General features: G+C 45.4%; 18 protein-coding genes. 13 read left to right on the top strand and 5 right to left on the bottom strand.

Going from position 1 to position 18,779, the window contains the following annotated elements; translation table 11 throughout:
* Window positions 1-118 precede the first annotated feature (118 nt).
* The 4 genes from G3R49_RS10170 (at window position 119) to G3R49_RS10155 (ending at window position 2,709) form a co-directional block, all read left to right on the top strand.
* Window positions 119-1,129 carry a cobalamin biosynthesis protein gene (locus G3R49_RS10170; RefSeq protein ID WP_167869582.1) on the top strand — a complete coding sequence of 337 codons (1,011 nt, stop codon included), beginning with the start codon at window positions 119-121 and terminating at the stop codon, window positions 1,127-1,129.
* An 81-nt stretch (window positions 1,130-1,210) separates the two neighbouring features.
* The gene (locus G3R49_RS10165; RefSeq protein ID WP_130603536.1) at window positions 1,211-1,591 is read left to right on the top strand and encodes a DUF2721 domain-containing protein; all 381 of its coding nucleotides are present in this window, start codon (window positions 1,211-1,213) and stop codon (window positions 1,589-1,591) included.
* Window positions 1,588-2,208 carry a trimeric intracellular cation channel family protein gene (locus tag G3R49_RS10160; protein ID WP_167869581.1) on the top strand — a complete coding sequence of 207 codons (621 nt, stop codon included), beginning with the start codon at window positions 1,588-1,590 and terminating at the stop codon, window positions 2,206-2,208. The genes G3R49_RS10165 and G3R49_RS10160 overlap by 4 nt, the downstream gene beginning before the upstream one ends.
* Before the next feature lie 24 nt (window positions 2,209-2,232).
* The gene (locus G3R49_RS10155) at window positions 2,233-2,709 is read left to right on the top strand and encodes a nuclear transport factor 2 family protein (protein ID WP_130601447.1); all 477 of its coding nucleotides are present in this window, start codon (window positions 2,233-2,235) and stop codon (window positions 2,707-2,709) included.
* Window positions 2,710-3,091: 382 nt separating this feature from the next.
* On the opposite strand, the gene tyrS is transcribed toward G3R49_RS10155, so the two are convergent.
* On the bottom strand, window positions 3,092-4,291 hold the full coding sequence (gene tyrS / locus G3R49_RS10150; RefSeq protein ID WP_167869580.1) for a tyrosine--tRNA ligase: 1,200 nt from the start codon (window positions 4,289-4,291) through the stop codon (window positions 3,092-3,094).
* A gap of 132 nt (window positions 4,292-4,423) precedes the next feature.
* Here tyrS and G3R49_RS10145 point away from each other — a divergent pair, with 132 nt between their 5' ends.
* The 4 genes from G3R49_RS10145 to G3R49_RS10130 all read left to right on the top strand — a co-directional run bounded on the left by G3R49_RS10145 (window position 4,424) and on the right by G3R49_RS10130 (window position 8,156).
* On the top strand, window positions 4,424-5,923 hold the full coding sequence (locus tag G3R49_RS10145) for a peptidoglycan DD-metalloendopeptidase family protein (protein ID WP_167869579.1): 1,500 nt from the start codon (window positions 4,424-4,426) through the stop codon (window positions 5,921-5,923).
* 39 nt (window positions 5,924-5,962) lie between these two features.
* Window positions 5,963-7,075 (top strand): anhydro-N-acetylmuramic acid kinase, encoded by a 1,113-nt coding sequence (locus G3R49_RS10140; RefSeq protein ID WP_167869578.1) that lies wholly within the window; start codon window positions 5,963-5,965, stop codon window positions 7,073-7,075.
* A gap of 106 nt (window positions 7,076-7,181) precedes the next feature.
* A complete protein-coding gene (locus tag G3R49_RS10135) occupies window positions 7,182-7,568 on the top strand; it encodes a DUF2750 domain-containing protein (RefSeq protein ID WP_130601439.1) in 387 nt (128 codons plus the stop codon).
* A 42-nt stretch (window positions 7,569-7,610) separates the two neighbouring features.
* Window positions 7,611-8,156, top strand: coding sequence for a hypothetical protein (locus G3R49_RS10130; RefSeq protein WP_245335332.1), 546 nt, complete (start codon window positions 7,611-7,613; stop codon window positions 8,154-8,156).
* Between the two features lie 165 nt (window positions 8,157-8,321).
* Here the strand turns inward: G3R49_RS10130 and erpA are convergent, their stop codons facing one another.
* The gene (erpA, locus tag G3R49_RS10125) at window positions 8,322-8,672 is read right to left on the bottom strand and encodes an iron-sulfur cluster insertion protein ErpA (protein WP_055024237.1); all 351 of its coding nucleotides are present in this window, start codon (window positions 8,670-8,672) and stop codon (window positions 8,322-8,324) included.
* 19 nt (window positions 8,673-8,691) lie between these two features.
* Window positions 8,692-9,468 (bottom strand): DUF6776 family protein, encoded by a 777-nt coding sequence (locus tag G3R49_RS10120; RefSeq protein WP_167869577.1) that lies wholly within the window; start codon window positions 9,466-9,468, stop codon window positions 8,692-8,694.
* An 81-nt stretch (window positions 9,469-9,549) separates the two neighbouring features.
* Here G3R49_RS10120 and G3R49_RS10115 point away from each other — a divergent pair, with 81 nt between their 5' ends.
* The 4 genes from G3R49_RS10115 (at window position 9,550) to hemL (ending at window position 15,096) form a co-directional block, all read left to right on the top strand.
* A complete protein-coding gene (locus tag G3R49_RS10115) occupies window positions 9,550-11,274 on the top strand; it encodes a chloride channel protein (RefSeq protein WP_167869576.1) in 1,725 nt (574 codons plus the stop codon).
* A 111-nt stretch (window positions 11,275-11,385) separates the two neighbouring features.
* Entirely contained in the window at window positions 11,386-12,573 is a 1,188-nt protein-coding gene (locus tag G3R49_RS10110; protein WP_245335331.1) for a glucosaminidase domain-containing protein, read from the top strand.
* Between the two features lie 190 nt (window positions 12,574-12,763).
* Window positions 12,764-13,783 carry an aspartate carbamoyltransferase gene (locus G3R49_RS10105; RefSeq protein ID WP_130601429.1) on the top strand — a complete coding sequence of 340 codons (1,020 nt, stop codon included), beginning with the start codon at window positions 12,764-12,766 and terminating at the stop codon, window positions 13,781-13,783.
* Window positions 13,784-13,809: 26 nt separating this feature from the next.
* Complete coding sequence (hemL, locus tag G3R49_RS10100; protein ID WP_130601427.1) at window positions 13,810-15,096, top strand: glutamate-1-semialdehyde 2,1-aminomutase; 1,287 nt, start codon at window positions 13,810-13,812, stop codon at window positions 15,094-15,096.
* 375 nt (window positions 15,097-15,471) lie between these two features.
* Here the strand turns inward: hemL and G3R49_RS10095 are convergent, their stop codons facing one another.
* Entirely contained in the window at window positions 15,472-15,726 is a 255-nt protein-coding gene (locus G3R49_RS10095; RefSeq protein WP_167869575.1) for a hypothetical protein, read from the bottom strand.
* Between the two features lie 60 nt (window positions 15,727-15,786).
* Window positions 15,787-17,688: an alkyl/aryl-sulfatase gene (locus G3R49_RS10090; protein WP_167869574.1), complete on the bottom strand. Its 1,902-nt coding sequence runs from the start codon at window positions 17,686-17,688 to the stop codon at window positions 15,787-15,789.
* A gap of 121 nt (window positions 17,689-17,809) precedes the next feature.
* Here G3R49_RS10090 and G3R49_RS10085 point away from each other — a divergent pair, with 121 nt between their 5' ends.
* Window positions 17,810-18,709: a LysR family transcriptional regulator gene (locus G3R49_RS10085; protein ID WP_167869573.1), complete on the top strand. Its 900-nt coding sequence runs from the start codon at window positions 17,810-17,812 to the stop codon at window positions 18,707-18,709.
* Window positions 18,710-18,779 lie beyond the last annotated feature (70 nt).

Here is an 18,779-nt window from a genome sequence, read left to right as displayed (position 1 = left end):
GCTACGCTAGGTTAGCGCATCTTTAAAAGGTAAAGGTTTTCGAACCTGATCGCTAACCTTGTAGCAGCGGCAAAACAAGCATATCCAACCTAGAGCCTCAAGGATTGAACCAGCCTAAATGAATAGCTTAGAGCCTATATGGCAACAGCTCACATCAGCCGAGGGCAGCTTACTGCAAAGTTGCGCGGTACTACTGTCGGCAATCTTGCTCGCCCGTTATGTGCCTATCATCAATGCATTAAACCCACTTATGGCATTTAGGCGGCTGGCTCACGGTATGGCGACAAAGGTCAATAAACCAGGGCGAGCCAATAGTCAGCGGCAAGTAGCAGGCATAATGGCAACCCTTTGTTTAACGCTGCCAATCATTGTCGCCAGCTATTTTATTACCTCACTTGCCGCTTACCCTTGGTTCTTTGAGTTCTTCATCTTATACCTTTGCTTGCCTGAGCTAAGCTTTTCAAGTGTTGCCGCGCAAATACAAAAGTTGCTTGCAAATGGTGACAAAGCCAAAGCACGTGAATTACTTGCCAAGCATGTTGGGTTTAAAACCGATTCACTCTCTGAAGTGGGCATCGCCAAAGCCATCATTGAGCTGCAACTTACTGCGCCACTGTATGGCTTTATTAGTGTTATATTACTATTCCTTATTGGCGGGCTGCCGCTGGTCATTGCTGCCAAACTGCTACGTCAGCTAGAGCTAAGCTGGCCAAGCTATCATCCGCAATATCAAGTGTTTTCGTCATTGGTATTTGCGTTAAATCGGGTGATTTACTTCATTCCTAAACTATTGTGGCTAGCCACCCTATCCCTGCCACTAGGTCGCTCGCCAATGCCTTCATTTAATGCTGAGCTGGCAAATCGTCAGCCAAATAATGACTATGCGTGTCATCATTTGGGCGCACAATTGCTTGGGATTGAGCTTGGCGGGCCGCAGCAGTTCGAGTCGACCACAAAAGGTGAAGTCACCCGTGTCGCGCGCGATAAAATCATCGCCGGAGCTATGCCGAGCAGAGATACAATAGGCGCAGCGACTAAGCTAGTGAGCCCAGCTTTTTACTTCTGGCTGGCACTTACCCTCGCGTTGCCGATTATCTGGTTTGCGCTAAAGTGGATCAGGGGCATGTAATTCCCCCTGTAAAGGCGTTATTATCGCGCCTATCCCTAGCATCACAATTACGACCGAAAAGGTATCGCCTTGTTTGAACATATTCAGGTGTCACTCACTACACCAGCACTATTGTTTCCAGCTATTTCACTCCTGCTGCTGGCCTACACTAACCGCTTTTTTTCATTGGCAGCGCTTATTCGTAGCTTGAGTCAGACAAACGAGCCAGTGCACCAAAACCAAATTAAAAACCTTAAGCAGCGCATTACCATCATCAGACGCATGCAAGAAACTGGCGTCAGCAGCTTTGCCCTATGCGTGCTGTGTATGATCTTAATTTACATCGGCTTTAATAAAGTCGGTTCACTGGTATTTGGCCTTAGTCTACTATTGTTGCTGTATTCACTGATTTTATCTGTGATTGAAATTCGCATTTCAGTAGACGCATTAAACATTCACTTAAAAGAAATGAGTGATTCATGAACTGGATTTACTTTTTTGACCTATGTGGTACAGCCGTGTTTGCCCTATCAGGTGCATTAGCAGCAGGTAAGCATCGCATGGACCCATTTGGGGTTATCGTGCTCGCGGCGGTTACCGCTGTGGGTGGCGGCACAATTCGCGATGCCATTATTGGTGCCACGCCCGTATTTTGGATTACCGATCCTAATTATATTGCAGTTATTTTAGCCACTGTGGTGGCCTGTCTTATCTTTATTCGCAAGCCGTACAAACTTTCTAACAAATCTTTGCCCATTGCAGATGCCTTTGGATTAGCCCTATTTACTGTGATTGGCGCTGAAAAGGCACTATCGCTTGAATTATCCGGTATGGCAGCCGTAGTGGTAGGATTGATCACTGGCGTCGGTGGTGGCATTATTCGTGACGTGTTGTGCAGGCAGGTGCCTATGGTGCTTCGCACCGAAGTTTACGCAACGGCATCAATTGTTGGTGGCATTAGCTACACCATAAGTTTACAAGCTGGGATGGGCAACATGACGGCATTATCGTTAGCCATGTTAAGTACCTTGATTATTCGTCTTAGCGCCATTCATTGGCATCTATCATTGCCAGCTTTTGATCTAAAAACCAAAAAATAACCGAAAGATATAAGAGATAGTATTGTGCGTGTAATTGTTTTGCTGCTGTGTTTGTTGTCACTTCCAACTAAAGCCAATGGTTTTGGCGAAATGCCTATGGAGCAACAATACGCCCTGCAATACATTCAAGCGCTCACCCACCACAACTATAAAGAGCTACGCAAGTTCTACTCGCGCGATAGTACCTTTTTCGATAAAACGGCTAATGTGAAATACACTGGTAGCCGTAACATTATCGAGTTTTTCACCCGCGCCCACAGTGGTGTGCTGGAATATCGCTTCGACCTCGACCACATGTTTAATCATGGCTCGCTAGTCGTGCTAATTGGCAGTTACCGTCTTCGCGGCCCAGGTGAACAATACGGCAAACCTGGTAAAGTGATTGATATCGCCGTACCCGGCATTACCACTTTAAAGTTTGATATGGATAAAAAGCGCGTTACCGAACATATTGATTTGATGGACTATCAAACCATGTCAGATCAATTGGCATCACAGTAATTGTAACCGAATCCACCATAGTCAAATTGTAAATTACCTCCTTCTAAAGAAGGTAACTTTGTGTTTCCTCCCTAAAAGGGGACTTTCAGTCATTTTGTAGTCTCAATGGTAGCTATAAGTAATGATATTTAAAGCCATTGAAAACATGGATGTTTTCGTTGAGCCCACAGGGAGGTGCTTGCCGCGTGCTTTTAATATCATTGCATAGCTAACTCAACCTCAAGCTAATCATGTCATGTAAACAAAAATACAGGCAAAGCCTAATTGATTGTGGCCACCTACTGAAGTGGGTGGTTTGGGACTTATAAGTGAAAACAAAAAAGCCAGTCTTGCGACTGGCTTTCTATTTCTATCAACTAACTAGCTCTAATAGCGAATGGGCTTAACCAACAGTTACTTTGGCAAACTTACGTTTACCAACCTGGAATACCGCGGTGATACCTGCTTCAAAGCGTTGGCGTGTATCAGCGACTTTCTCGCCATCCATCTTCACTGCACCTTGCTTGATCATACGCATGCCGTCAGACGTTGAGTTAACTAGACCTGCATCTTTAAGTAAGTTAGCAATCGCTAACCCATCTTCTGGTGCAGTTAAGGTCACTTCTTCAATGTCATCTGGCATCGCACCTTTTTGGAAACGATTGATAAAGGTTTGGTGAGCCGCTTCAGCTTGTTCATCGTCATGGAAGCGAGCGATGATCTCTTTAGCTAGTGCAATCTTAATGTCACGCGGGTTAGTGCCGTTCGCCACATCTTGTTTAAACTGAGCAACTTCTTCCAATGGACGGAAAGATAACAGCTCAAAGTAGCGCCACATTAGGTCGTCAGAAATCGACATAATCTTACCGAACATGTCATTAGCTGGCTCGCTCACACCAATGTAGTTGTGTGCTGACTTAGACATCTTCTTAACGCCATCAAGACCTTCTAGTAGCGGCATCATGATAACCGTTTGTGGTTTTTGACCTTCAGCCTTTTGTAGCTCACGACCCATTAGTAGGTTGAACTTCTGGTCAGTACCACCAAGCTCGATATCAGCTTCTAAAGCAACTGAGTCATAACCTTGCAGCAGTGGGTACATAAATTCATGGATAGCAATTGCTTGGCCAGAGCCGTAACGCTTTTTAAAGTCATCACGTTCCATCATACGCGCAACGGTTTGCTTAGACGCTAAACGGATCATACCCGCAGCACCTAACTCTTCTAACCAGCTTGAGTTGAACTCAATGCGAGTCTTTTGTGGGTCAAGGATTTTGTAAACCTGCTCTTTGTAGGTTTCCGCGTTAGCGATGACTTGCTCACGTGTCAGTGGCGGACGGGTGCTATTTTTACCACTTGGGTCACCCACCATTCCAGTGAAGTCACCAATCAAGAAGATCACTTCGTGTCCAAGCTCCTGGAAGGCACGTAGCTTGTTAAGAATAACAGTGTGACCTAGGTGAATATCTGGTGCGGTAGGGTCAGCGCCTAACTTTACGCGCAGTGGACGCCCTTCTTTAAGTTTTTCAATCAGATCTGCTTCCAGAAGAATCTCATCTGTACCACGTTTGATCTCTGCTAATACTTGCTCTAACTCAGCCATCTGTGCCGCAACTCCCACAGCCTAAATAAAATATAAAAATAAAGAGGCCTATGTTACTTGTTAGCCACAGCAAATGAAAGAGTGTACACTGGGCTGATAACAACGAAAAAGGCGAAATTGGTACATAAGTCAATGGCAAAGCTGATCACATTATTTAAATTACTGCCAAAGGCACATCAAATAATCATTAGTGTGCTGGCTGTATTTACTCTTGTTATCTTAATGATCCCTGCCGACAACGCTCAAGCATCAAAGCAAACTGGCAATGCCAGTGAGCAAACTGACGAGCTCGCCCTTAATACTCGTTATCAAGTTCCCCTTTCCCAGCGCACGCCAACGGCGCCAAGTCGCCGCTCAAGCACAGATGGTACCGACACTGAAGACGATCGCATTCTTGCCCAGCATCTCGCTAACCAAACCAGACTGGTAAAGACCCAAAAACACACCCAAGGCCAAGATGACATCACCCAAGATGCACCTACTTATGATGAAAAGGTTGCCGAGGTTGAGCAGGCAATTGACCAAGCCAAAGCTGAGTTAAGACAAGATCATAAAATTGAATACTATGAAGTCGCTAAAGGCGATACCTTAGGCGGCCTATTTAACCGCGCAGGATTAACTCCAAAAGATGTTTACGACATCACCCAGCTACCACTTGCGAAGAAGAACCTGCTAAAAATTATGCCAGGTGAAGAAATCGCGATTACCAAGAGCCAAGAAGACAAACTCGTGCAGCTAAGCTATCAAATGAGCAAGATTGAAAAGCTCATCATTGATAAAAAAGACGGTAAGTATCACGAGCAAGTAGAGAAAAAACAGGTCGAAACCCGCACCGCATTTATTGAAGCAAAAATTAGCAGTAACTTCTGGAATGCCGCCGCAAGCGCAGGTTTGTCAGCTAACCATATTATGCAGCTCGCCAATATCTTTGGTTGGGACGTCGACTTCGCCTTAGATATTCGTAAAGGCGATCACTTCGCGCTGATATTTGAGCAAGAGTATGCGGATGGTCAGTTCCTGCGTGACGGCAATATCCTGGCTGCTGAGTTCTACAACCAAGGCGACAGATACACAGCGGTGCGATACACCGACGGCGAGTACTACTCTGAAGAAGGTAACAGCATGCGCAAAGCCTTCTTACGCTCACCAGTTGATTTCAAATACGTCAGCTCTAACTTTAACCCGCGCCGTTTGCACCCAGTAACTGGTCAGGTAAAAGCCCACCGCGGCGTCGACTATGTTGCCGCTATCGGCACACCAATTAAAGCCGCCGGTAAAGGTAAGGTCATCAAGTCTAGCTATAACAAATACAATGGTAACTATGTATTTATCAAACACAACGACACTTACACCACTAAGTATTTACACCTCAATAAACGCAAAGTAAAGCAAGGCCAAACCGTTAAACAAGGGCAAATCATTGGTACCCTTGGGCGCACTGGTCGCGTCACCGGCGCGCACTTACATTACGAATTCATCGTTAACGGCGTACACCGTAACCCGCGCACAGTTAAATTGCCGAAGTCGACACCAATAGCCAAAGCCGAAAAAGCCAAGTTTAAACAGCTTAGCGCGCAGTTAATGGCTAAACTTAAATCTAATCAGCAACAGCAGCTCGCTAGTAGTGAATAACAACAGCTAGCGGCTTGCCGAGTTCATAGTTTAACAATCATGACTAAACCTCAGTATTATATTGGCCTGATGTCAGGCACAAGTATGGATGGCGTAGACGCCGTATTAGTAGACTTTGCCGCAGGCGTGCCAGCCTTTGTTGCCGCCCATAGCGAACCTATTCCGCCGCATATTCTCGCCAACTTGCAGCAACTTTGCGCGCCTGCAAACAACGAGATTAACCGCGTAGGCCAAACCGACAGACACGTTGGCCAACTGTTTGCTAAAGCCGTCAATGCATTACTAGAACAAACTGGGCTTAACTCGACCGAGATTATTGCCATTGGCTCCCACGGCCAAACCGTGCGTCACATGCCAAACCTTGACCCAGGCTTTACCTTGCAAATTGGTGATGCCAATACCATTGCGATTGAAACAGGCATCGATGTAATTGCAGATTTTCGCCGCAAAGACATTGCCCTTGGCGGTCAAGGCGCGCCGTTGGTGCCAGCGTTCCACCAGCAGGTATTTAGTCAACCAGAGTTAGACCGAGTCATACTCAACATTGGCGGCATTGCTAATATCACCTTCCTAAGCGGCGATGGCGAAACCGTAATTGGTTTTGATACCGGCCCAGGCAACACCTTAATGGATGCCTTTATCCAACAAGAAAAGCAGCTTGGCTATGATGAAAATGGCGACTGGGCGCGCTCGGGTGAAGTACACAAAGGCTTGTTGTCGCAACTGTTGTCTCACTCGTATTTTGAAATGAGCTACCCAAAAAGCACTGGGCGAGAGCTATTTAATAACGACTGGTTAAGCCAACAACTGGCTAACTTTAGTCAAATTGAGCCACAAGATATTCAAGCAACCTTGCTTGATTTCACCTGCTATTCCATTGCTAATGATATCCGCCGCTTGACCTCAACAGGTGAAGTAATTGTTTGCGGTGGCGGAGCACTTAACCAAGCGCTGATGGCAAGGCTCACGCAAATTCTTGAGAACCATAAGGTGACCACCACCCAAAGCCTGAATATCGACCCTAAATGGGTTGAGGGAATTGCCTTTGCTTGGTTAGCTATGCGCTTCAACCACAAACAAACCGGCAACTTGCCCGCGGTCACAGGCGCTAGCCGCCGCGCAGTGTTAGGTTGCTTGTATCCTGCCAGCTAATCACAGATTAACCTCAGCGCAGATGAATGCTATTATCTGCGCAATTAAATTATGTCGCTAACGGCTATACAGCCGTTAGCCCCTCTACAGAGATAAGAGAATCGTCATGAGCCAAAAACAAAAGTCTGTATCAGAGCTAGTTAACGCTACTCCTGAAGCACGTTACGACTACCTAGTTGAACAGGTTAAAACCACCAAACAAATTTGGACACTGCAAGACCAAGACGGCTGCGTGATGCTAACCACAGAAGATGAAGACTGTATCCCAATGTGGCCAAGCGAAGAAACCGCTAACCTATGGGCAGTTGATGATTGGAAAAACTGTGAGCCACTGATGATCCCTCTAGAAGAATTTCAAGCTCGCTGGGTTCGCGGCATGGAAGATGATGACCTATTCATCGCGGTATTCCCAGTGCAAGAAGACCTAGGAGTGGTTGTGCCGCCTTACGAAGTCGATCAGCGTCTAACGCCACGCGCTAAAATCAAGCACTAAATCACTGTTACAAATGTAAGTTAGCAACGAGAACTAACCCATATGAGCGACAACAAGCTTGAAGTAACTGCCTCAGCCCAACAGCAACCTTCTCAGCAGCGATCTACTCAAAAAGAAAGTGAGCTACCAGAAAACGCGCAAGTGGCAAATGGGCAGTCAGCAAATGAACAAGTCAGTCTAGCGCGCTTTCCTAAGCGATTACTGATTTTGATGGTAGTTTATATTCTAACCTCAGTCAGCGGCTTGCTCGCCAGCGATACCAGTAACAAACAATCACTGCTGTTTTGTGTACTCACGCTAATGTTGGTTGCTGCGGTATTTGGCCGCCAAAAAGCAGCGCTGTATATGCTGCGCGGTTATGCTGTGGTACAAATGGCATTTTACAGCATGTTGCCGCTATTGATGTCAGGCGATGCGACGCCGCGAGAGCCCACTCGCTTTGAAGTTGGCCCGTACTTTATTGAACTTGGTGATTGGTTTATTTACGGCTTGTTATTCGCGCTTGGTCTATGGCAACTGTGGGTAAGTTTCAGTAAAAGTGTCGCTAACTGCTTTGTGCGCAAAGTAAATATGAACATTTTAAGCTAGCTCAATTAACTAAAGCGCTTAATTAACTAATTAAGCTTTAGTTAAAGCGACTAATAAAAACTAAAAAAGCCGTCTTAAGACGGCTTTTTGTTTTTACTACCCTAGATACTTTATGTGCACATAGTAAATACACTAAGCACATCTATCGGCTAGCGACAGCACTCATTAAACCGAGAAGCTAGCACCACAACCACAAGTGGTGGTCGCATTTGGGTTTTTCACGAAGAAACGTGAACCTTCAAGGCCAGATGTGTAATCCACCTCACCACCCACTAGGTACTGCAGGCTCATTGGGTCTACAACTAACTGTACGCCTTGCTTCTCAATGGTGAAATCACCCTCATTTACCTTTTCATCAAAAGTAAAGCCGTACTGAAAACCTGAGCAACCACCGCCTGTCACATACACACGTAATTTTAGCTCTGGGTTTTGCTCTTCTTCCAGCAAGCCCTTCACCTTAGTTGCCGCAGCATCGGTAAATTGAATTGGCATTGCTGCATCAGTTTGTTCAGTCATTACTACCTCATACTTCTGTTTACTGCTCGGGATTATCCTTTACCTGACTATTTTGTTCAAGTATTACCCGCTGTTCTTTTTCACCTTGCAGTAGCTCAGGCACATGGAAAGTTGCAAAGGTTTCGCCACCTTTCACGCCACGCCTAGCTTTTACTTTTACTCTGACTTCAATACGCTGCAAGTTAAAGTCCTCAGGCACATTAAACTCGCTGTCAGCTACCTGAAAATATTTAAAGTCAAATTCGAACTTGTTATCAACAAGTTCGCCTAAATCAATTTGTTTGGCTTCACCCTGCTCAATACCAACAAGGGTAATAAACGCTTGGGCCTTGGACTGCTGCTTGCGCTTTTGCAGCTGAGTCAAAATCAAGCGCAACTTAAACTGATCTGGCAACATGCCATGAGATAACTCAAGCGCATGAATACCAATGCCGTCTACGCTGTCATCTGGCACCATTAAGCTACGATAAAACTTAAGCTCTGTTTCTAACTCTTGCTGCTTCTGAACCTGCTCATTGAACATCTGCCGCATTGAAGTATTCGCTTGCTGCGCTACCCCCAATGTCAATTTGATGTTGGCCAACTCACGATTAAGGCTTTTTATTTGGCGCTCAAGTTCAAGCTTTTGCTGGTCTTCTTGATGCTCTTGCACCTCTTCCCAGTCGTGAGCGACATTGTAAACGCTGCCCCCAAGTAAAAATGCTACACACATCAAACTCAGCAAATAAAAGCTAGATGAGCGACTTTTACGTTCAAATACTTGCAGTCGATCTAACCAGCGGTGATAATTTAGCATTAAGTAACAAGCCTTTAATTCAAAATTGATTCGGTTTTGAGTACGTTTATTTAATTCGCCAACTTGGTTTAAAGCAAACTTGTGCAATCGAAACTAAATAAAGCCGCTATTATTCACGCCAAGCGGGCGACACGCAAATATCTGCGTAATGAATTTCGCGACAAGTTGTCGCAGGCCAAAATCAGTGTGCAATTGTGCGCGCTGGCGCTTATCTTTGCCTTGATTGCCTCAGGGGTGATTATCCTATTTCGTTTGCTGCTTAACTGGGCGAGCGACTTCACCATATCAGAAGCCAGCAACTTTAACGAAACCATTACCGACTGGCGCAGCTATCTGCCTATTGTCGGTTCAGGCATTATCTGGCTATTGTACAAAATTGGCTCTAAGCGCCACCGCCGTATGGGTATCGCTTATGTGCTGCACCGAATGAAGCTGCATTACGGTAAGCTGCCACTGCAATCTGCACCTGGACAGTTTTTTCAGGCACTTGCTGCGCTCATCACCAACTTCTCTGTCGGGCGAGAAGGCCCAGCCATTCACTTAGGTGCTGTCAGCGCCAGTGTATTAGCTGAGAAATTCCAGCTACCCGATAATAGCGTACGCATTATGAGCGCAAGTGGCATCGCCGCAGGTATTGCTGCTACCTTTAACGCGCCGTTAGCTGCAGTGATTTTTGTTTTTGAAGTCATTATCCGTGAATATAAAATCCACTACTTCTTCCCGATTATGCTGTCGGCGATTTGTGGCGCATTATCCAGTCAATTAGTGTTCGGCAATATTCACGAGTACGATCTCATTAATGTGATTCACATTCCGTTGGATCACTACCCTATTTTATTACTCGGTGGCGGCGTACTTGGCGTAGCGGCTGCGACCTTTAATTACTCATTGCTCAAAGTCACTGAAAGCAGCCAAACCTACCCATTACACCAAAGGCTGCTGGCCGCAGGTGTTATCACCACGCTTATTGGGTTAGTGCTGCCACAAGCACTCGGCTCTGGTGATTTAGCCATCCATGAAGCGGTGAGCGAAAGCCCAAGCATCTTATTCTTGTTGTTACTACTCACAGGCAAAATCATCGCAACCATTGCCGCAATCGGCTTAGGTGTACCCGGCGGCTTAATTGGCCCGCTTTATGGCATAGGTGCGCTGGTTGGCGCTATTCTCGCACTGGTAAGTATGTTGATGTTCCCTGGTATCGAGCCTTTTGTTGGGCTTTATACCATTGTCGGCATGACAGTAATGATGGGAGTGTGTTTAAGCGCGCCATTGGCGGCATTAGTTGCGCTGCTTGAGCTGACCAATGATGCCTCGATTATTTTGCCTGCAATGTTCGTGACCATTCCAGCATACCTGCTTGCTTATCAGGGCTTAGGGGCAAAATCGGTGTTCTTAAAGCAACTCGATATTATGGGGCTTGGCTATAAGGTGCCACCAATGAACCAAGGGCTGCAAAAGAAAGGGGTTCGTACCCTAATGGACAGCCGCTTTGTGATTGTAAAAGATGACTCAGAGCTATTATTAGAGGTACTAAAACGCGCCGAGGGTCGCCCAGTGTTGGTGAGAAATGACAATGATGAAATTGAAATGCTGCAACTGGAAATGCAATCATTTGAAGACTCTACCACGCTTTCACGTCACACCATTGAAGGGCTAAGCGATAACCGCACCCTTGACGATGTTTATCAAGTACTGTCGAAAAAACGCAGCGGCGAAGTGTTCATCTACCGTGGAAACCCGCACAACGTCGTTGGCGTGATCAGCTGGAATATGCTTTATCAAGAGATCCGCTCAGGGCAGCTATAGTACTCGTAAATGCAGCCAAGCGAGCTATGCTTACAAAATTGAATAACATCATTTACTACGATTTCTCAGTGGCGAAAGGCTGTATAGCTGTCGCAAGCGCAAGGAATAAATATGACGAAGTTGATCTCAGCAATAAACGGGCAAGCTAGCTTGTTGTGCACTTTGTTTGTCACTTTATTTATTATGGCCATCATTGGATTAGTTGGCTGCAAAGATAATAGCGATTTACCGCAAGCTGGGAGTCTCGATGCCGCAAATGTTGAAGGCGCTAACGTTAAAACCGTTAGCCAGAGCAATACTGCGCCAAATGACGGGGCAGATAACAGCGAAGCTGATGAGCAGAAAAAGTCAGAGCAACATGCAGCAAATGCCAATAATTCAACCGCAATCGTGGAAGAGGTCGAGTTACCACATCTTGAGAATCGCAATAATACCGGACTACAAAAAAGCTTTCGCTATGTATCTAACAATCGCCCGTCAAAACCAGCTAAAGACGTAGAAATTCACTCTCTTGATGATCTCATGTCACTGTTTTCGTCACTTAATTATGATTATGAAGCTTGGCAACGTGGGCATCGCGCGGTGCCAAGACTGACCTTTAATCACGTCAGCAAGCATTGGCAACAAAGCTCACATAACTTGCCGGTTAATGTAAAAAAAGAAGTGTTCTTTCGCTTAATGGCGCCGTTAATTTTAAGGGCTAATGAAGAAGTGTTACTCACGCGCAAATTCATTCAAGATGCTAGAGCGGATGACTCCGACCTCATCATTCTTGCCAATCGTTATCGAGTAACTAAAGACAATCAGCAAGCATTGACTGATGAACAACGTACGCAGCTACTCATTAATGTGGACATAGTGCCGCCTTCGTTAGTCCTTGCTCAGGGCGCAGAAGAAAGTGGCTGGGGAACGTCACGCTTCACGCTTGAAGGCAACGCCTTTTTTGGCCAGTGGGATTTTAGTGGCAACGGCATGGTGCCAAAGCAACAACGCAAAGAGCTAGGTAACTATGGTATCGCTCGCTTCGACAGTCCATTAGATTCAGTCAAAGGCTACCTATTTAACCTCAACACCAATCCAGCTTATCAGGCAATGCGCCAATACCGCGCCTCGCTTCGTGCCCAAGACAAGCCCATCACAGGACTTGAACTTGCCACCACGCTCGACAAATACTCAGAGCGAGGTCAAGCGTACATTGATAGCATTCAAGGGATGATCCGCTATAACCACCTTGAGTTAGTTGATGAAACCTATTTAAGTGACGATGCGCCGCTGCATTTAATTCCACAGGGCGATTAGCTGCTATCAAGCCTTGTTAAAATCACTGTGGATCAGCATCTGCCACACTATCTGGCGCTATGTCTAAGTTCAACTTATGCGTGTAGCCTAGCTCATTAGAGTTTGCTACAATTGCGCCTCAGCCACCCTACACAACAATAGGTATTATCACAGCCCAGTGATACTGCCCCCAAACTTGGAATATAGGCTGATGACTCAGTTTGAAGGTTCACACATCCTCTCGGTAAACCAGTTAGATCTGGACGCAATTAACACCATCTTTAACGTTGCCCACAAAATGACTCCTTACGCGCTACGTGAAAAACGTACCAAGGTGTTAGACGGTGCAATTTTAGGTAACCTATTCTTTGAGCCAAGCACGCGAACTCGCGTCAGCTTTGGTTGTGCATTCAACCTACTTGGCGGCGCAGTGCGCGAAACCGTTGGTATGGGCGCATCTTCACTGTCTAAAGGTGAGTCGCTGTATGACACTGCGCGCGTGTTATCGACCTACTCAGATGTCATCGCTATGCGTCATCCAGATGCATACTCGGTTGAAGAGTTCTCAAAAGGGAGCCGCGTGCCAGTAATTAACGGCGGTGACGGTTCAAACGAGCATCCAACTCAAGCCTTGCTTGACCTATTTACCATTCAAAAAGAGCTAGCACATGCTGGCCGCGACATTAGCGGCATGCACATTGCGTTAGTAGGTGACCTCAAATATGGCCGAACTGTGCATTCTTTGTCACGATTGTTATGCATGTATAAAGATATCCAGTTCACATTGATATCACCGAGTGAATTAGCAATGCCTGATTATGTGATCGCTGACATTGAAAAAGCCGGCCATAAAATCACAATAACAGAACAGTTAGAAGGCAACTTAAACCAAGCCGACATTCTGTATCTAACTCGAATTCAAGAAGAGCGTTTCCCATCACAAGAGGAAGCGAACAAATATCGTGGTAAGTTCCGCTTAAATCACGCCATTTACACGCAACACTGTAAATCGAACACTGTGATCATGCACCCGCTCCCACGCGACTCGCGCGAGGCAGCGAATGAACTCGATAATGATTTAAACAGCCATCCTAGTCTGGCAATTTTCAGACAGGCAGATAATGGCTTACTTATTCGTATGGCACTTTTTGCATTAACTCTTGGAGTTGAAAATCAACTCGAAAAGTATGAGTGTCCAGTAAATTGGTATTCACGCAAAGCCGATAGATAATCGGTTGTATAAGGTAAGGAACACAAATGACTCGTTCTGCAGATTTGTTCGAACAAGCTAAACAAACCATTCCAGGCGGCGTTAACTCGCCAGTACGTGCATTCAACGGTGTTGGTGGTAACCCACTATTCATCGAAAAAGCTGACGGTGCATACATTTACGATGCAGACGGCAAAAAGTATGTTGACTATGTTGGCTCTTGGGGACCAATGATCTTAGGTCATAACCACCCTAAAATTCGCCAAGCAGTACTAGATGCAGTTGAGAACGGTCTATCTTTTGGTGCACCAACAGAGCTTGAAGTACAAATGGCTGAAAAAGTCATTGAAATGGTGCCATCAATGGAACAAGTTCGCATGGTAAGCTCAGGTACTGAAGCTACCATGAGTGCGATTCGTTTAGCACGTGGTTTCACTAGCCGTGACAAAATCCTAAAGTTTGAAGGCTGTTACCACGGCCACGCTGACTGCTTGCTTGTTAAAGCTGGTTCTGGCGCGCTAACTTTAGGTCAGCCAAGCTCGCCTGGTATCCCTGAAGACTTTGCTAAACACACCCTAACAGCAACTTACAATGATTTAGATTCAGTACGTGCATTGTTCGAGCAACACCCAGAAGATATCTCTTGTATCATTCTTGAGCCAGTTGCGGGCAACATGAACTGCATTCCACCAGTTGAGGGCTTCCTTGAAGGTCTACGCGCGATGTGTGATGAGTTCGGCGCACTGCTAATCATTGATGAAGTAATGACGGGCTTCCGCGTTTCAAAAAGCGGCGCGCAAGGTCACTACGGTATCAAGCCAGACCTTACAACCTTAGGTAAAGTTATCGGCGGCGGTATGCCAGTAGGTGCTTTCGGTGGTCGTAAAGATGTAATGCAGTTTATCGCGCCTACAGGCCCTGTATACCAAGCGGGTACGCTTTCAGGTAACCCAATTGCAATGACTGCGGGTCTTGCGCAAATGGAAGCCCTAAGCGAACCTGGCCTATACGAAGAGCTAGCAGCAAAAACTAAACGTATTGCTGAAGGTTTCAAAGCGGCGGCAGACAAGCACGGTATTCCACTAAGCATCAACTATGTTGGCGGCATGTTCGGTTTCTTCTTCACTGAAGACACTGCGCCGATGACTACATTTGATCAAGTAACCAAGTGCAACATGGAGCACTTCCGTCACTTCTACCACGCTATGCTAGATGAGGGTGTTTACCTAGCACCATCTGCTTATGAAGCAGGCTTCTTATCTATGGCGCACGGTGAAGAAGAGCTTGAGTACACACTAGCAGCAGCTGAGCGTGTATTTGCAGCGATGAAGTAAATCCTAATTTTGGATTTAACGCTTAGAAGTTTTAAAGCTGTAAGACTTTAAAGCTTAAAGATTTCAAAGCTAACAGCAAAAGGCTAATCGAGAGATTAGCCTTTTTTGTTGGTTGCTGGCTTGTGAAAGTGCAAAACTAAGAGCTTAGTGATTCTGATGCTCCGTTTGCTGATTTCTTGCTACAGGACGCCGTTAATTATCCCTGATGACTTCACTATTTGCATCCAAGCAGCAAAGTTCTGAATCAATAACACCAACTGGTAGGTCACTGTCACCCTATACTTGAACAGTGTCGGTGAATATTTCGATTGATATTTTAAATTGGGCGTAGAAACCTATTATCTGATGGTCAAAGTTGATAAGCCACTACACTCACTAAAAGCTTCTAACGTTGTGACAGACCTTTTTACCTTCTTGCTTATGGCAGACCTTGATCAGTTTCAGGCTCGCTTTCGTTTTCATTATCGACTCGAGATCATAACCTGCTGGTTGCACCGACTTGCCTTTCTCCAACGAAGCTAAAAAATCATCGGCGCTAGTCACTTTGGGCAGTGTGAAAACGACATCTCCATCGCAAGCAAATACAGAGTGAGAAGCAACAAAAAGTGTTAGATACATTACTTTTTTCATATTTGAGCCTTAACTAGTGGCACTCTCTAATCTTTAAACAGTGCCACTATTTCAACGATCTTAGCGTACGGTTAGAGCAGGATTCTCTGCAGGTTTATCAAGCAGATTAAAGAAGATTGGGACAAGGTTAGCCTCTCCCTCTACTTTTAACTGACCACTAGAGGCTGCTTGGTTAAGATCTAGACTCCTAGTCAGCAAACCGAGAAATGCCATCTTAGACATGCGAATAGTGGTTTGTGCTTGCCCTTCAAAATCTTCATGGAACTGAGCTACTCCACGTCTAACTTCCAACGCGTGTGTTTCGTCAGTATCGGTAAACGCAAACGCAATAGTAAAGTGCTTGTCTATACTGCGTTCAGCATTCAATGAGTACTTCAAACCATCAACCAATTGGTTAGTCGTAAACTCTTTCAAGAGATCAGGCGCTTGCAAGTTGATTTTTTTACTGTAATCAATAGTCCCATCCAGCTCTTGCGCCGACGTCAGATACCAGTTTCTCCAGTTATTGTTGGTCTCTTGATATGCCAATGCACGCAACGCTCTTGCTTTAAGTAGACGAGGTTCCATATCTTCAAGGTCAAGTCTCACAACATGAGTAGATAGTTCCGCACACCATTGCCAATCTTGATTGTCACAAGCATCAATCGCAAACTTCATCATCTTAGCTTTGCCGCCAACCATATCAACATAGCGCTTTGATGCTTCCACCGAGTGAAGTGGGTTGAGGGTAGTTGGGTCACCATCAAACCAACCTAGTTCGCCAACAAAAATTTGCTTAGTTGCGTGACGAATAGAACCGTAAAAATCACCAAGCCATGGATGGTTTTCAAGGTGTGGTGGTAGGGTAATATCTCGAATGAGATCCTCTTGAGTTGCACCACTATTGATGGCTTTGATGGACTGATCATAAGTAAACTGGATCGCATCCCGATAGGCGGTCAATGTATCATCAACATGGGCTTTTCCGACTACTGGGCGACCATGAGAAACTAAAAGAACATCCGCGTTAAACTCGCGAAGCACATCAATGCCTGGATACCAAACACTCGGATTACGATATTTAGTGCCGCGGATTGTGTGTAGATTCGGGAAGCTCTCACCTTGTATTACTTCTGCGCCCCATAATAATTCTTGCTCAGGGAAGTAAACGATGATTTCATCGGACGCTTCAGAGGGAACGTGAACAATCTGCATATCCACACCTGCTATTGTTGTTCTCAGCTCGCCTCTATACCCAGTAACTAATTCATTTGGCACAATTAGACTGTGTTCCCGAATCTCAAAGTCTGGACCTAAGCCACCATTGATTCTTCCGCCCTCTTCTACGTTAAGCAGCGTACCCAATGAGTAATCCACACGGAACCCAAGCGCAGGTCCTGTGCCACCCATAGAACCTTTAACTACGTTATCCATAAACGATTCATGTGCAATAATCTTGGCATTCTCAGCGCCTGCAATACCACGAACACCGGCATAGTGATCTGGATGCCAATGCGAGTATAAAATCGCACTCACCGGCTTTTTGTTTCCCGTAACGCGACGAAAATCAGTCATTACATCACGCATTTTGTCGACAGACTCAACAGGGTCAAGAACAATCAGGCCATCTGTACCATCAATGATAGTTGGCGATGTCAAACCATAGCCATATACAGTATGGAAAGTGTTTTTGTAGCTAAATATGCCCCTATCCATTTTTTGAGAGTGGGCTGTTAGTGTTGGATTTACCTTAGCTGAAGGCTTGCTATACGCATCGTTACCACCTGTCGGTGTCCATGTCATATCACCTCGATTCTCACCATGCCAATAGTGTGTCGCCGTCGAGTCTTCACCAAGATAGTGCTTATGAGAAAGCACCGGAATCATTGGCTCATTTATCTCTAAAGGTTCAGCATTCGCTAACGCCAGTGCATTTGCACCAAATAAAGCAGTAACAATACTCGTCGCTATGATTGTTCTCATTCTGTTTTCCTATTAATCAACTCAATACGGATGAAGTATTTCAAAATTTAATCAAAATGAGCGAATATCATTTATAATCAGAGCTTATAATTATTGGAAAATAAGCTTTATATATAAGAGAATGAAGCATACAGACCTAAGTTTAATCCCAATATTTGTCGCCGTAATGGAAGAGCGAAATCTATCCAAGGCAGCCCAGCGCCTAGGTATTAGTCAACCTGCAGTGAGCCAGTCTCTAAAAAAGCTCAAGGTACTTTATGACGATCAACTCTTTACCCGTTCCGGCAATGGTGTGACACCCACTACGTTAGCAATAGACATCTATCCCGCCTTGGCACAATCCCTTGATACCGTCACCACCACGTTTCCAAATAGCCGTAATTTCAATGCGAAAAGTGTTGATAAAACTTTTTCGATAGCAGCGATTAGTGTGGCAAGTTATAACGTCCTACCTGAGCTGTCGCATCTTTTGCAGCGTGACGCACCCAATGTAAAAATGGAGGTACATCCACTTTATGGTGCAGATCTAGAGGCCGAGCTGCGTTTTCAAAAGTTTGACATTATTTTGAGTGCGTACCCTGAGAACTATAAACACCTAAGAAACGCTGTAATACTCAGTGAAAATCTCGTCGTTCTCGCTGCTAAAGAGCATCCTCGAATACATGACTCGATAAGTGCTGAGCAGTTCATTACAGAAAAGCACGTTGTTCATGCTCAATGGGATTCACGTACAAGCTACTTGGAACCGATGGGAGTGGAACTGTTAAATCAACGAGAGACTTACTGGCGCGCCGCTAGTATTTTAGAGATGTTTCCTATCGTACAAGGCTCTGACGCGATAGCTGTTGTCCCTAAATCCTTAGCTAAAAAGTATGCCAACGTATTTGATTGCCGTATCGTAGAAGCCCCTTTCCAACCAGACTCAGTATCAATGTCGATGCTTTGGCACCCATCACGCACCAATGAACCAGCACATAAGTGGTTTAGAGCCATGTTGTTAAGAGCGGGGGAGCGGCTATAAGACAACAAATTAAGAAGAGCTTGACCACGCTAGCAGCAGCTGAGCGTGTTATTGCTTAGAAATTTTAAAG

Origin of the sequence: Shewanella sp. WXL01, assembly GCF_012263345.1 — a bacterium.
Classification (GTDB): Bacteria; Pseudomonadota; Gammaproteobacteria; order Enterobacterales; family Shewanellaceae; genus Shewanella; species Shewanella maritima.
Note: the sequence above shows the minus strand (reverse complement) of the source record. Positions and strands in the feature narration are given on the sequence as shown.

What these genes read in the sequence shown, in the direction of transcription:
- G3R49_RS10120 (WP_167869577.1), bottom strand. Translation starts at nt 9,468, where the DNA reads ATGCTAAATTATCACCGCTGGTTAGATCGACTGCAAGTATTTGAACGT.
- G3R49_RS10160 (WP_167869581.1), top strand. Translation starts at nt 1,588, where the DNA reads ATGAACTGGATTTACTTTTTTGACCTATGTGGTACAGCCGTGTTTGCC.
- G3R49_RS10105 (WP_130601429.1), top strand. Translation starts at nt 12,764, where the DNA reads ATGACTCAGTTTGAAGGTTCACACATCCTCTCGGTAAACCAGTTAGAT.
- G3R49_RS10110 (WP_245335331.1), top strand. Translation starts at nt 11,386, where the DNA reads ATGACGAAGTTGATCTCAGCAATAAACGGGCAAGCTAGCTTGTTGTGC.
- G3R49_RS10085 (WP_167869573.1), top strand. Translation starts at nt 17,810, where the DNA reads ATGAAGCATACAGACCTAAGTTTAATCCCAATATTTGTCGCCGTAATG.
- tyrS (WP_167869580.1), bottom strand. Translation starts at nt 4,291, where the DNA reads ATGGCTGAGTTAGAGCAAGTATTAGCAGAGATCAAACGTGGTACAGAT.
- G3R49_RS10170 (WP_167869582.1), top strand. Translation starts at nt 119, where the DNA reads ATGAATAGCTTAGAGCCTATATGGCAACAGCTCACATCAGCCGAGGGC.
- erpA (WP_055024237.1), bottom strand. Translation starts at nt 8,672, where the DNA reads ATGACTGAACAAACTGATGCAGCAATGCCAATTCAATTTACCGATGCT.
- G3R49_RS10145 (WP_167869579.1), top strand. Translation starts at nt 4,424, where the DNA reads ATGGCAAAGCTGATCACATTATTTAAATTACTGCCAAAGGCACATCAA.
- G3R49_RS10090 (WP_167869574.1), bottom strand. Translation starts at nt 17,688, where the DNA reads ATGAGAACAATCATAGCGACGAGTATTGTTACTGCTTTATTTGGTGCA.
- G3R49_RS10095 (WP_167869575.1), bottom strand. Translation starts at nt 15,726, where the DNA reads ATGAAAAAAGTAATGTATCTAACACTTTTTGTTGCTTCTCACTCTGTA.
- G3R49_RS10140 (WP_167869578.1), top strand. Translation starts at nt 5,963, where the DNA reads ATGACTAAACCTCAGTATTATATTGGCCTGATGTCAGGCACAAGTATG.
- G3R49_RS10135 (WP_130601439.1), top strand. Translation starts at nt 7,182, where the DNA reads ATGAGCCAAAAACAAAAGTCTGTATCAGAGCTAGTTAACGCTACTCCT.
- G3R49_RS10130 (WP_245335332.1), top strand. Translation starts at nt 7,611, where the DNA reads ATGAGCGACAACAAGCTTGAAGTAACTGCCTCAGCCCAACAGCAACCT.
- hemL (WP_130601427.1), top strand. Translation starts at nt 13,810, where the DNA reads ATGACTCGTTCTGCAGATTTGTTCGAACAAGCTAAACAAACCATTCCA.